The following is a 12,630-nucleotide window of genomic DNA, read 5'->3' on the forward strand; positions in this document are numbered from 1 at the left end:
CGGCAAGATTCCTGACGGGGACGGCGGCGGGCGAGGATGAAGGCGGGGATCATGGCCGAAAGCAAGACGGCAACCAAGGGGGCAAGCGGCGTGACGACAGAAGGGCAGGGGAGCGGCGGGGCGGCGATCCTGCATGGCGGCGACCTGGACGGCGCGCGTTTGGCCTTTCCTCACGCGCCGGAGCCGTGGGTCGATCTGTCCACCGGCATCAACCCCTGGCCCTATCCGTTGCCGCCGATTCCCGCCGACGCCTGGAACCGGCTGCCCGCGCGCGGGGCGGAAGAGGGGCTGCGCGAGGCGGCGGCGGCCTGTTACGGCGCGCCCTCGGCGGCGAACGTGGCGGCGGCGTCCGGCTCGCAGGCGCTGATTCAATTGTTGCCGCGCCTGCGCGCGTCGGGAACCGTCGCCGTGCTGGCCCCGACCTACGCCGAGCACGCCGCCTGTTGGGCCGGGGCTGGGCATGTCGTGCGCGAGGTTGCGGGCTTTGACGCGCTGGCGGATGGCGAGGCGGCGGACGTGGTCGTCGTCGTCAACCCGAACAATCCTGATGGGCGGACGCTGTCGGTCGCCGCTCTCTTGGGGTTGGCGGAACGGCAGGCGGCGCGCGGCGGCTGGCTGGTGGTGGACGAGGCTTTCGCCGACGCCGATCCGGCGGCCAGCGTGGCGGGCTTCGCCGATGAACCCGGTCTGGTGGTTCTGCGGTCCTTCGGCAAATTCTTCGGGCTGGCCGGGTTGCGGTTGGGCATCGCCCTGTGCGCGCCGGACTTGGCGGGGGCGCTGCGGGCGGCCATCGGCCCATGGGCGGTGTCGGGGCCGGGGTTGGCGGTGGCGACGGCGGCCTTGGCGGATCGGGTGTGGATCGACGCCACCCGCGCCCGCTTGGCGGCGGCGGCGGCGGCGTTGGACGCGTGTCTGGTGGTGGTCGGTTTGCGGGTGGTCGGCGGAACCAGCCTGTTCCGTTTGGTGGCGGATCGCCGGGCGGCGGCGCTGCACCGGGGGCTGGGCGAGGCCGGAATTCTGGTGCGCCGATTCGAGCGGCAAGCGGATTGGTTGCGTTTGGGGCTGCCCCCCGATGAGGAGTCTGTCATACGTTTGCGCGATGCCTGCGTGCGCATCTTGGCCGGTACGGATCCGTCAGCGCGTTGAACAATCGAGAAAATTTCTAGCTGACGCATACGTTCCAACGGTGAACGGTTAGATACCAAACAATATTTGTCAAATACCGTCATTGCAGAGTAATAATATTTTATGAGAAACTGTCTGTCATGTTGGACCCGGGTAACAGTGTGATGATTTCTCTGGATGGCGTGAACGGCGCGCGTCGTGAACCATGGCGGGCGTTTGACGTTCTTCCTGTTTGCGTTTGCGTCACCACGCCTTCGGGCGACATCCGCTACGCCAACCCGACTCTGCACGCGCAATTGGGCGTCGCGGCGCCGGGGCTGGTTGGCCGGTCGCTGGCGGAGTTTGACGAGACCGGGGCCGACGGGCTGGCGGCGGACGACGACGCGCGCCTGGAGTCCGGTCCGCCGACGCGTCTCTTGCGCGTGGCTGACGGGCCTGCGCGCTGGTTCGCCGAATCCGTTCGCGCCCTGGACGATGACGCCGACGATGGCCGCGACGAGCGGTTGGAGTTGCGGGTCTTCACCGACGTCGACGACCAACTGCGGCGCGAGATCGCTTTGGAAAACCAAGCGGCGCTGCAAAACACGCTGTTCGAGGTGTTGCCGATCCCCGTCTTCATCAAGGACGCGCGCGGGCAATTCAGCGATTGCAACAGCGCCTTTGAACGTTACACCGGCCTGAACCGGAACGATATCCTGCAAAAGACCACCTTTGCGGTGATGGAACCGGGCGCGGCCAAGGCCCATGTCGTTCATGACCGCCGTCTTTTGATCGAAGAGGGCGTGTCGCATTACGAAGAGGCGGTGCCGGTCGCCGACGGCAATCTGCGTCTGGTCAACCTGACCAAGGTGTCTTACCGGGACGGCCAGGGCAATGTGAGCGGCATCATCGGGGTGGTCCATGACCTGACCGATTCCCAGCCCAACGAAGCCCGGTTGGAAGCCATTTTGGAGCAAAGCCCCATCGGCGTTTCGGTGTCGCGCCGCGACGATGGGCGGATCGTCTTCGTGAACACCCGTTTTTCCGAACTGATCGGCTTGTCGCGGGACAGCCTGATCGGCAGCCGGGCGCGCGATTATTACCTCGATGACCACCAGCGTGAACGGGTGCTGGAGCGTTTGCGCGGCGGCGGGGCCGTGGTGAACATGGAGGTGCAGTTCAAGAAGGCCGATGGTTCGCCCTTCTGGACGCTGTTCACCGTGAATCAGGCGGTGATCCAGGGCGTTCCGGTCAATCTCGCCTGGATTTACGACTACACCGAACGCCGCAACATGGAAGAGGCGTTGCGCGACATGGCGTCGCGCGATCCGTTGACCGGCATCTACAACCGCCGCTCCTTCATGGAACTGGCGCGCCAGCAATTGGCCCGCGCCCACCGTTTCCATGAGCCGCTGGCGGTCTTCGTCCTCGACGTCGATCATTTCAAGCGGATCAACGACACCTACGGCCACGCGACCGGCGACGACGCCTTGCGCATGGTGGCGGGCGGTTGTCAGGCGATCCTGCGCGAATACGACATTCTGGGCCGTCTGGGCGGCGAGGAGTTCGTCGTCGTTCTGCCGGGGGCCACCGCCGACGAAACCCGCGTGGTGGCGGAACGGGTCCGCCGCAATCTGGCGCGCATGGCGATTCCGGCCCCCGACGCGCCGTTCCATCTGACCTCCAGCATCGGCATCGCCGGGTTGGAAGGGGCGACCGACACGCTGGAAAAGGCGATCCATCGCGCCGATCTGGCTCTTTACAGCGCCAAGCGCGAGGGGCGGAACCGGGTCGTCGTCTATGAACCGGGAATGCGCGCTTCGGAACCGACGGGGCCAGCCGCCCTCACAAGACCCTAGACAAGGCCTCGGGATTGTCGCGGCGTGCGGTCGTGGCAACTTGTGTCTTGACCGCAAGGGGCTGGTTGGGGTTGTGTCGCCCTTGTGTTTCCATCGTCTTTCGCAACGCGATCTGTTAACCTTCCCTTACCTTTGTGCGCAAAACCGCATCGGTTCATGAGCCGTGCGGCATGTTTGGTGTTGGTGAAACAGCCGGGACAGACGGGCGCTCTGAGGGTAAGATCGGACCAAAATCATTGGGTGTGGCATGAATTACACGGTCCGCGATTTGGGCGGTGTCCGCGAGGTTGAGTTGCGCGGGCAGTTGACCTTTGAAGCCAATGACGATTTCCGCCAGATCATCGAAGGCATGGAAAAGGACGGCATCGCCGAATGCGTGCTGAATCTCGGTGGTCTGGATTTCATTGATTCGGCGGGGCTGGGGCTGCTGGTGTTGGCGAACAACGCCGGACACCGCGCGTCTGTCCAGTTGAAGATGAAGCATCCGCGCGGGCAGGTCCGCGACATGATCGAGATTTCCGAATTCCACACCATCATCCCCTGCGAGTTCTGACCCCGGTGGCGTTGAACGCGGCAGAGGGAGAGGGCAAGCGGGCATGACCGGCGCCTCATCAGAGGGTGGCGCGGCGGCTCCGGCGGCGGCCCTTGCGGTTGGCGGGCAGCGCGTGCTGATCGGCCATCCCCGCCCCCCCGCCGTGGCGGTGTTGCGTTCGGCCCTGGCCAGCGTTGGCGTGCGGGCGGTCGATGTCGCGCTGGACGCCGATGGGCTGCTGGCGAGGGTGGGGCAGGGCGCGCCCGATCTGCTGGTGCTGCATCTGGGGCTGCTGGCCGACAATCTGGATCTGATCGCCCGTCTGCGCGCCATGAACGGCATGCGCGACGCGCCGATTTTGGTGCTTGGTCGGTTTTCCGGAGCGGGGGAGCGGCAGGCGTTGATGCGGGCCGGGGCCACCGATTTGATCCCGCGCCCGGTGACGCGCCCGGAACTGGCGGCGCGGTTGCGGGTCCATTTGGAAAACCGCTCGCTCAACCGCTCGCTTCAGGAGGTCATCCGCAGCCTGCAAGCCTACCACACCGGGGCGGTCCAGCGGATGACCCTGGCGCGCGACATGCAACTCGACCTGTTGCCGACGACCGAGGCGTGCGGCGGGTTGGAGCGGCGTTACGCCATTCGACTCGACAGCCATTTTGAATCCAGTTCGGAATTGGGCGGCGACATCTGGGGCGCCCGCGCGCTCGACGATCACCGCTTTGCGGTGTTTCTGTGCGATTTCACCGGCCATGGCGTCGCGGCGGCGCTGAACACCTTCCGCTTGCACGCGCTGTTGACCAAGATCGACTTGCCCGGCGACGATCCGGCGGAAACGCTGGGGGCGATCAACGGCCTGTTGGTCGGGCTGCTGCCGGAAAGCCAGTTCGCCACCATGCTCTACGCGGTGGTCGATGTCCGGGTCGGCGCCGTCACCTACGCCACCGCTGGCGCGCCGAAGCCCATCGTCGGGCGACCCGATGGCGCGCTGGAGATTGGCGGAAGCCTGGGGCTGCCGCTGGGGGTGTCGCCAAAAGCCAGTTACCGCAACCGCCATCTGGATTTTCCCCCCGGCTCCTTCCTGTTCCTGTTCAGCGACGCCCTGTTCGAGGCGCGCGATTGGGACGGGCAGTTGTTTGGTTACGAGGGGGTTGTCGATCTGGTCAACGGCCTGGACAGCGACGCCGAGCTTGAGGGCGGGCCGCTGCGCCAATTGCTGGAGCGCTACTTCACCACCATGCCGCGCCCCTTGGCCGACGATCTCACCGCGCTGTGGATCAGTCGGCGGGCGGAACCGCTGGACGGTTCAGGTTGACGACGCCAACCACCCGGTTGCCGGCGCCGACATAGGTCAACTGGTCAAACCCGACCATGCGGGCCAGCGCGATGCCGCGCCCATGGGTGGCGGTCGATTGGAAGGCGTCCACCGTCAGATAGCGGCTGGAGTCAAACCCACGGCCCATGTCGGTGACAGTGAAGACGACGCGGTTGTCGCTGCGCTCCACATGCAAGGTCGCGTATTTGTCGCGATGCTCGGGCGAGGCGAGGCGGTTTTCGACCTCCTGCGTCAGCGCGCCGGTGGCTTTGAGAACGCTTTTGGCCTCGAACCCGATGCCGAGATTGCCGTGCTCCACCGCGTTCATCAGGATTTCCGACAGGCCAAAGGTCAGGCTGTGCGCGGTGTCGGCGATGGTGGACAGGGTGATGGCGAGGTTTTGCGCCTCTTGCGGGGTGCGGAAACGGAAACGGGCGTCGCGCAGCAGGGAAATCGCGTCGGCGCGCGACCGCAAATCGCCCTGCAAGGTTTTCAACCGCCCGGAGCGCTCTTCCGCCGCGCGGACGACCGAGCGCAGCAACGCCCCGTCATAGGGTTTGAACAGGTAATAAAACACCCCGGCGCGGATCGCCGCCGCGATTTCCGCGCTGCTGTCCGACACCGTTTGAACGATCACCGGGATTTCCGCCAACCCAGGCACGGCTTTCATCCGTTCAAACACCTCCAACCCGTCGCCATCGTCCAGGCGACGGTCGAGCAAGACCACGTGAATCGTGATTGTTGGATCGCTCAAAATCGCCCAGGCTTCGGCGATCGTCGCCGCCTCCAGCGTGCGGTAGCCGATGCGGGCCAGATACCCCGCCACGATGGCGCGGGTCATTTCCTCGTCATCGACAACCAGCGCTGTGACGGGTTCGGCCATGATCGCGTTGCTCTCCAAACGGTGCGGATGTCGATGGGTCGTTCAACTGCCACAGAATGCAGACGCCGTCAAACGTCCGCTAAGACGCGGTTTCCGGTGGGATCAATCGTATCGAGTTTTCGGAGAAACGCGTGTGATGTTGTTTGGCGCTCGCCAGTTCTGCGGAGATTTTTTTGACGTGCTCAAGGGTCAGAGCGGCCATGTTTTCCTGATGAACGGCAATCACCAATTGATTGGCGAGGCCGGAGAGGCGCCCCAACCCGACGTTGGCGGCGGAACCTTTCAAAACATGAGCTTCGCGTGCGACAACCAAAAGGTTGGAATCAACAACCGCCGCCTGCAAAAGATCGACGTGACGGGCGCTGTCGGCAAAGAAGGTGGTCATCAAGGCGGCGTAACCATCATCCCCCAGAATCTGGAACAGTTCTTGGCGCTTCGCCGGGTTGATCGGATCGAGATCCTCGTCCTGGGCTGGATTTGGCTGATTGGGCGGCTCAGGAACGTGGGGGGATGGTTGATTGGTTGGCGCCGGGGGGCGGCGCGCCCAGCGGACCACCGACTCCGTCAACTTCCGGGCGTTGATCGGTTTCGACAAATAGTCGTCCATGCCAGCGTCCAGGCACACGGCGTCATCGCCCTGCATGGCGTTGGCGGTGAGCGCGATGATGGGAATGCGGGCGGCGGCCCCGGACAGGCGGCGGATGACCCGTGTCGCCGTCAAGCCATCCATCACCGGCATCTGGACATCCATCAGCACCAGATCATAGGAGCGTGACGACACCGCTTCGACCGCTTCCTCTCCATTGGACACCGCTTCCGCCGTGTGACCGGCGCGGCGCAGCAAGGCCAGGGTGAGTTGCTGATTGACCGGGTTGTCGTCGGCCACCAGAACGCGGGCGTGAAAAGCGGGGAGCGGGGCGGGGGCGGGCGTGCTGTCCGCCGTCGCCGTCGGGGGAGCCGGTTGTTCGGTTGCCGGTCGGCGATCCAGCAGGTTGGCCAGAGCTTGACACAGCGCGCTGAAGCGGATGGGTTTGGTCAGGTTCGCGTCGACCAGCGGGTTTTCCGGGGCCAGCGCGCTGTCCGAGGGCTGTTCTTCGGTCGTGGGCGCTGTGAGATGCGAGGTGGCGAGCGCCAATCGGATCCCGGCCAACGCCGGGATGGCCCGAATCCGCCTGGCCAATTCGGGGCCGGTCATCCCCGGCATCCGATGATCCAGGATGGCGGCGTCGAACGGGCGTCCCTGTTCCGCCGCCATGGTCAAGCGCGTCAGCGCCGCGTCCCCCGATTCCGCCGTTTCGACGTCGATGGCGAAGCTGGTCATGTGACGGGCCAGAAGGTCGCGGTTGACGGCGACGTCATCGACGATCAAGACGCGCCGCCCCGACCAATCGGCCATCGGCGCGAGCGGTTGGGCCGCCGCTCCAGGCTCCAGGGGGATTGACACCCAGAAGACGCTGCCCAGACCAGCTTGGCTGTCCACCCCGATCTGTCCGCCCATCAGTTCGGCCAGACGCTTGCAGATCGCCAGCCCCAGGCCGGTGCCGCCATGCCGACGGGCGGGGGAGGCGTCCACTTGGCTGAACATGGTGAACAGGCGCGGGCGGTCCTCATCGCTGATGCCGATGCCGGTGTCGCGCACCTCGAAGCGGACTTGAGGGGCGCCGCTTTCGGCGATCTCCTCGGCCAGCAGGATGGTGACGCTGCCGCTGTCGGTGAATTTGACGGCGTTTCCGACCAGATTCAGCAAAATCTGCCGCAACCGACCAGAATCGCCGCGAAAGGGCCGACGCAAGGGCGGCGGAACGAAGCTGGCCAGTTCCAGCCCCTTGGCGGCGGCGCGCGGCGCCAGGATTTCCAGCACGCTTTCGACCAGCGGCGCCAGTTCCAGATCGTCGTTTTCCAGTTCCAGCCGACCGGCGTCGATCTTCGAGAAATCCAGAATGTCGTTGATGATGACCAGCAGGGATTCCGCCGAATCCCGGATCGTCGTGGCGAAGCTGCGCTGCTCGTCGTTCATCCGGGTGTCGAGCAGCAGGCCGGCCATGCCGATGACGCCGTTCATCGGCGTGCGGATCTCGTGACTCATCGTCGCGAGGAATTCCATTTTGATGCGCTGGCCATCCTCCGCCCGGTCCTTGGCGTCGCGCAGGGTTTGCTCGGCGCGCTTGTTGTCGGTGAGGTCGCGCAGGATGGCGGCGTAAAGCGGACCGGCGGCGGTCTTCACCTCGGCGACCGAGAAGGAGAGCGGGAAGAGATCGCCGTTCAGGCGGGCCGCCGTCAATTCCCGGCTGAAGCCGGTGCGGTAACGCTTCACTCCGGCGGCCATGTCGTCGATGAAGCGGTTTTGCGCCTCCCGCATCTCCGGCGGCAACAGGTCGCTGATGGACCGCCCGATCAGGCCGCCTGGCGGGCAACCGAAGATGCTGTGGGCGGCGGGGTTGGCGCTTTCGATGACGCCGTTCGGCCTTGCCGTCAGGATGCCTTCGACCGCCGTGTCGAGGATGGCGTTGAGGCGGGCGTTGCTTTCCTCCAACGCCGTGGCTTGGCGCCGCTGCGTCGCCATCGAGCGGGCCAGCAGGACGCCGAACAGCAGAATCAACAGGATGAAGCCGCCCGACAGCAGGGCCGCCTGCCGAAAATTGTCCCGCCACCCGGCCAACTCCTCCGCCTCGTCCACGCTGACGGACAAAACCAAGGGCCAAGTCGGGGTCGCCCGATAGGCGGTGATTCGGGCGGCGCCGTCCGCCCCGGCCTCGTCAAAGACGCCATGTTCGGCGTTGGGGAGCTTTTTCTGGAACAGGGTGGTTTGGGCGGCGGAATCGCCGATCTTCGCGCCGTTGGGCGGCTCGGGCGGCGGCTGCGCGATCAGGAGGGTTCCGTCATAGCGGTGGAGCGCGACGCGCTCGCCGTCTGACGTCTGGACCGCTTGGTAAAGACCCTGGAAATAGTCCGGGTTCACAGTGGCGACGACCACGCCCGTCAGCGCGCCGTCGGCGTCGCGCAGCGCCCGGCTCATCGGCAGCAGCCAGCGCCCGGACAGCTCGACGCCGCGATTGGCGGTCAGCAGGGTCCGTCCGAGAATCGGGTTGCCGATGACCAGCCCAGCGTTGCGGTCGCGCATGTGGGCGCGAAAGACGTCCCGCTCGGTCAGAAACAGCGCCTCGCGCGGCGCCCCGTCGGTGCTCAGCAACAGGCGTCCGGCGCGGTCGAGCAGGGCCAAAGCCCGCAGATGCGGCGAGCGGCGCAGGCGCTCCTTCAACAGCGCGGCGATCTCCCCCAACGCGGGATCGTTTCGCAAGAGATCGCTCTCGCCGATGCCGTCGACGATGGACGACAGGGTGACGTCCACCGATTGGATGGTGCGGGTGGTGGACGCCTCCAGCGCGCTGGTCAGGCTGGCCAGATTGGCCCGGGTCTGCTCCAGCGTGGTCCGGCGGATCACGGTGAACTGGTAGGTCAGATCGACCAGCAGCGCCATCACCGCCAACAGGGCGAACACCAGCACGCCGCCCTTGTGCAGGAACAAGCCCTTCAGATCAAGGACCGGGTTGGCTGTGGGGGCGGGGCTGGACAGAACGGCGTTCCAACGGCAAAAGGGAGGCAGGGGCCGCGCCGGGAAAATCCCCAAACGACCACCCGCGATTTTAGCAGCGCTTTCAGAATTCCGCAAAGCATACACTGCCGGAAGAGGCCGGACGATGCTATCGTCAATGATCCGGCGGCGTGGAAATCGTGATTGTTTTCAATATAGACCAGAGTTTCTCGGGAGGCGTTGGAATGAGAAAGCAAGCCATGCGTTTTCTTTCGTTCGTGATGATATCGTTCATTGTCCTTTCGTTTGGCGTTGGCGACGCGCAAGCGGGCGGAAGGTTGGAAAAAATTGCCATCGACAAGAAACTTCGTGTCTGCATGTGGCCCGATTATTACGCGATTTCGTTCCGCAACCCGCGCACCAACGCGTTGGAGGGGGTGGACATCGAGCTTGCTGGGGCGTTCGCCGCCGACCTTGGCGTGGCGCTGGAGTTTGTCGAAACCAGCTTTCCCCGCTTCATTGAGGATTTTCTGGCCGACCGCTGCGACATCGGCATGTTCGCCATCGGCGCCACCCCCGCCCGCGCCGAGAAGGTGTCGTTCAGCCAGCCCTATTTGCGCAGCGGCATCTACGCCGTCACCACCAAGACCAACGCGCAAATCCGCCGCTGGGCCGACATGGATCAGGAGGGCAACGTCGTCGTCGTTCAAAGCGGCACCTTCATGGACGGTTACGCGCGCAGCGCCATGACCCGCGCCCGCATCGTCGCCGTCGCCCGCCCGCAAGAGCGTGAGGAGGAGGTGCAGGCCGGTCGGGCCGACGCCTTTCTGACCGACTACCCCTATGGTCAAAGGATGCTGGCCTTCCACCCCTGGGCGCAGTTGATCGTCCCCGACCAGCCGGTGCAGCCCACCCCCTATGCCTACGCCGTCGCGCCGGGGGACGAGGCGTGGTTGGCGCGGGTCAACGCCTTCGTCGCCGCGATCAAGGCCGATGGCCGGTTGGCGGCGGCGGCGGCGCGTTACAAGCTGACGCCGATCATCGCGCGGGATTGACGGCGCAGGGTTGCCCAGCGGGCATGACGGTTGGCCCTTGGGATGGCTGGCCCTGTGGTAACATCCGCCCTCGGATGCAATCTGACCTATGGAGCGTGCGGTGATCCTGATTGGCCAATACGACTCCCCCTTCGTCCGCCGTGTCGCCATCGCCCTGCGGCTGTATGGCATGCCGTTCGAGCATCGGCCCTGGTCCGTGTTCGGGGACGCCGACGCGCTGGCCGCCTACAACCCGTTGAAGCGGGTGCCGACGCTGGTGCTGGACGATGGCGACGTGCTGATCGACAGCGCGATCATTCTGGATTGGCTGGACGAGATCGCCGGGCCGGAGCGGGCGCTGTTCCCCCGCAGCGGCGTGGAGCGGCGCCGCGCGCTGAAAATCGCCGCTCTGGCCATGGGGCTGGGGGACAAGGCGGTCAGTCTGGTCTATGAGCGGGTGATGCACGAAACCTCCTCCCAGATTTGGGTGGAGCGTTGCACCTCGCAGGTGTCCGGCGTGCTCGACGCGCTGGAGGCCGACCGGGCGGCGCGGCCCGGTCCCTGGTGGTTTGGCGAGCGCATCGGTCACGCCGACATCGCCGTCGGCTGCGTCCTGCGCTTCATCGGCGAGGCGCACCCCGCCGTCTTTGATCGTCAGCGCTGGCCAACCCTGGCCGCCCATTCCGACGCCTGCGAAGGGCTGGAGCCGTTTCAGGCCATCGCCCAACCCTTCTTCGTCAGCGCGTGATCCGATGGAAAAAGCCGGTCAGCGGGCGTTGTGCCCGCTGATCTCGGCGTGCAGGGGCTTGGTCTCCTCGAACTGGCGCTGCTGTTCGGGGCTGGCCTCTTTCTGGTGTTTGGCCTTCCAGTCGCCATAGGGCATGCCGTAGACGGCGATGCGGGCGTCTTCGTCGCTCAGCGTCACGCCGCGTTCCTTGGCGGCGGCGGCGTACCATTTCGACAGGCAGTTGCGGCAGAAACCCGCCAAATTCATCAGGTCGATGTTCTGCACGTCGGTTCGCTTTTGCAGATGCGCGACCAGACCGCGAAAGGCTGCGGCTTCCAGCTCGATGCGGGTCTGGTGGTCCAGGTCGGCCATGGGGGTCTCTCTCTATGTAAGGCTTTAAGGCTGAGATATAGGGGGCCGGTGCAGCGTGACCATCCGGCCATGGGGGTGAAAATCGCGGGAGCCGCCGCCGTTGGCGATCACGCGGGCCACCGCCGCCCGATCCTCGGCGACGAAACCGGCCAGCGATTCCACGCCATAGCGAAACAGGCGCGGGGTCAACGGCGTGCCGGGTCCGATCATCGCCACCCGCGCGCCCACCGCCAAGCGCAGCAGCCGGGGCAGGGTGCGGTTGGCGAAGGCCGACGCGGTGACGGCGACGGCGTCCGCCCCCGGCAACAGCCAATCGCAGGCGGGTTCAGGATGCTCCCCCGCGCGCGGGTTCATGTCGATGATGTGGGCGCGCGGCAGGCGTTGGGCGATTTGCGGGAAGCCGCCGATCACCACCACGCGGCCCTCCACCGCCGCGAAGAGATCCAGCCCGTTGCCCGGCGCGCCGGTCAGGTCCGGGCGGTTGTAATGGGCGTTGAGCGCGGCGACGCCGACGGCGATGTCCAGCGGATCCCAGGAGCGGGCGGCCAGCGTCGCCAGATCGCGCAAGCCACGTCCGGCCCAGCGCATGGCGTCTTCCGCGCTGGTGTCGGCGGATTGCCGGGCGGCGACGCCCAAGCCCTCGGCGGTTTCGACCAGCACCCATTTCGCGCCGATCACCACCTTGCGCACGTCGGCGTCGGCCACCCCGTTCAGCAGATCGTCGTAGAGGCGCTGCGGCCCCCACCAGCGCCACAGCGCGTCCTCCGTCGGCGTCAGCAGATCGGTGAAGCCGCCGGTGAAGCCCTGCCATTCGTTGAGAAAGCGGCTGCCAACGCTGGTCAGCACCGGGATCCCCTCGGCGATGCCGGACAGCAGCTCGTCCGCCAACCCGTCGCCCTGAGCCTCCAGACCGGCGAATTTGTTGACCACCAGCAGATCGACCCGCTCGGCCACGGCGCGGCGCACCGCTTGGCTGGCGTCGGCGACCCCGGTCGGATCGACCCGGCAGGATTGCGAGGCCCGGCCCAGCCGCTGTGTGATGTCAAAGGCGTGGCCGGTGGCGACGTCCACCAACTCCATCACCTCGGCGCAATCGTCGATGGCCCCATGGTTGCGCTGGACCAGCCCGCCGACGCGGAACCCCCGGCTCTTCAGCTCCGCCGCGAAGCCGTCGAGCAGCGTGTCCACCCCCGCCGAACCGGGGCCATGGACGACCGCGCCAGGACGCAACGGCGGAAGGGCGGCGGGGGGAAGCGTCATGGGCGGCGGATCCTT

10 protein-coding genes are annotated in these 12,630 nt (G+C 66.1%); 6 read left to right on the forward strand and 4 right to left on the reverse strand.

Translation table 11 applies throughout. The features are described 5' to 3' along the window. The first annotated feature begins 51 nt into the window (after positions 1-51). The 4 genes from cobD (at position 52) to D3877_RS02090 (ending at position 4,807) form a co-directional block, all read left to right on the forward strand. Positions 52-1,146: a threonine-phosphate decarboxylase CobD gene (cobD, locus tag D3877_RS02075; RefSeq protein WP_119830726.1), complete on the forward strand. Its 1,095-nt coding sequence runs from the start codon at positions 52-54 to the stop codon at positions 1,144-1,146. A gap of 143 nt (positions 1,147-1,289) precedes the next feature. Beyond that, on the forward strand, positions 1,290-2,963 hold the full coding sequence (locus D3877_RS02080) for a sensor domain-containing diguanylate cyclase (protein WP_119829120.1): 1,674 nt from the start codon (positions 1,290-1,292) through the stop codon (positions 2,961-2,963). Between the two features lie 247 nt (positions 2,964-3,210). Further along, the gene (locus tag D3877_RS02085; RefSeq protein WP_119829121.1) at positions 3,211-3,516 is read left to right on the forward strand and encodes an STAS domain-containing protein; all 306 of its coding nucleotides are present in this window, start codon (positions 3,211-3,213) and stop codon (positions 3,514-3,516) included. Positions 3,517-3,559: 43 nt separating this feature from the next. Further along, positions 3,560-4,807 carry a PP2C family protein-serine/threonine phosphatase gene (locus tag D3877_RS02090; RefSeq protein ID WP_119829122.1) on the forward strand — a complete coding sequence of 416 codons (1,248 nt, stop codon included), beginning with the start codon at positions 3,560-3,562 and terminating at the stop codon, positions 4,805-4,807. On the opposite strand, the gene D3877_RS02095 is transcribed toward D3877_RS02090, so the two are convergent. Continuing rightward, positions 4,770-5,690 (reverse strand): response regulator, encoded by a 921-nt coding sequence (locus D3877_RS02095; protein WP_119830727.1) that lies wholly within the window; start codon positions 5,688-5,690, stop codon positions 4,770-4,772. The two genes, D3877_RS02090 and D3877_RS02095, sit on opposite strands and share 38 nt — an antisense overlap. Before the next feature lie 79 nt (positions 5,691-5,769). Further along, complete coding sequence (locus tag D3877_RS02100; protein WP_238474685.1) at positions 5,770-9,318, reverse strand: response regulator; 3,549 nt, start codon at positions 9,316-9,318, stop codon at positions 5,770-5,772. A gap of 281 nt (positions 9,319-9,599) precedes the next feature. Here D3877_RS02100 and D3877_RS02105 point away from each other — a divergent pair, with 281 nt between their 5' ends. Both D3877_RS02105 and D3877_RS02110 read left to right on the forward strand, forming a co-directional pair. Then, entirely contained in the window at positions 9,600-10,277 is a 678-nt protein-coding gene (locus D3877_RS02105; protein WP_238474686.1) for a substrate-binding periplasmic protein, read from the forward strand. Positions 10,278-10,377: 100 nt separating this feature from the next. Next, positions 10,378-11,004, forward strand: a complete 627-nt coding sequence (locus D3877_RS02110) for a glutathione S-transferase family protein (RefSeq protein ID WP_119830730.1) — start codon at positions 10,378-10,380, stop codon at positions 11,002-11,004. An 18-nt stretch (positions 11,005-11,022) separates the two neighbouring features. On the opposite strand, the gene D3877_RS02115 is transcribed toward D3877_RS02110, so the two are convergent. Together D3877_RS02115 and D3877_RS02120 are read right to left on the reverse strand one after the other, a co-directional pair. After that, a complete protein-coding gene (locus D3877_RS02115) occupies positions 11,023-11,355 on the reverse strand; it encodes a DUF1244 domain-containing protein (protein WP_119829123.1) in 333 nt (110 codons plus the stop codon). 24 nt (positions 11,356-11,379) lie between these two features. Continuing rightward, complete coding sequence (locus D3877_RS02120) at positions 11,380-12,615, reverse strand: DUF2478 domain-containing protein (RefSeq protein WP_119829124.1); 1,236 nt, start codon at positions 12,613-12,615, stop codon at positions 11,380-11,382. Between the last annotated feature and the right edge of the window lie 15 nt (positions 12,616-12,630).

Origin of the sequence: Azospirillum cavernae, from assembly GCF_003590795.1 — a bacterium.
Lineage (GTDB): Bacteria > Pseudomonadota > Alphaproteobacteria > Azospirillales > Azospirillaceae > Azospirillum > Azospirillum cavernae.

Bases quoted from the DNA above. Each gene is read 5' to 3' on its own strand.
- D3877_RS02105 (WP_238474686.1), top strand. From the start codon at position 9,600: ATGTGGCCCGATTATTACGCGATTTCGTTCCGCAACCCGCGCACCAAC.
- D3877_RS02120 (WP_119829124.1), bottom strand. From the start codon at position 12,615: ATGACGCTTCCCCCCGCCGCCCTTCCGCCGTTGCGTCCTGGCGCGGTC.
- D3877_RS02080 (WP_119829120.1), top strand. From the start codon at position 1,290: ATGATTTCTCTGGATGGCGTGAACGGCGCGCGTCGTGAACCATGGCGG.
- D3877_RS02095 (WP_119830727.1), bottom strand. From the start codon at position 5,690: ATGGCCGAACCCGTCACAGCGCTGGTTGTCGATGACGAGGAAATGACC.
- D3877_RS02090 (WP_119829122.1), top strand. From the start codon at position 3,560: ATGACCGGCGCCTCATCAGAGGGTGGCGCGGCGGCTCCGGCGGCGGCC.
- D3877_RS02115 (WP_119829123.1), bottom strand. From the start codon at position 11,355: ATGGCCGACCTGGACCACCAGACCCGCATCGAGCTGGAAGCCGCAGCC.
- cobD (WP_119830726.1), top strand. From the start codon at position 52: ATGGCCGAAAGCAAGACGGCAACCAAGGGGGCAAGCGGCGTGACGACA.
- D3877_RS02085 (WP_119829121.1), top strand. From the start codon at position 3,211: ATGAATTACACGGTCCGCGATTTGGGCGGTGTCCGCGAGGTTGAGTTG.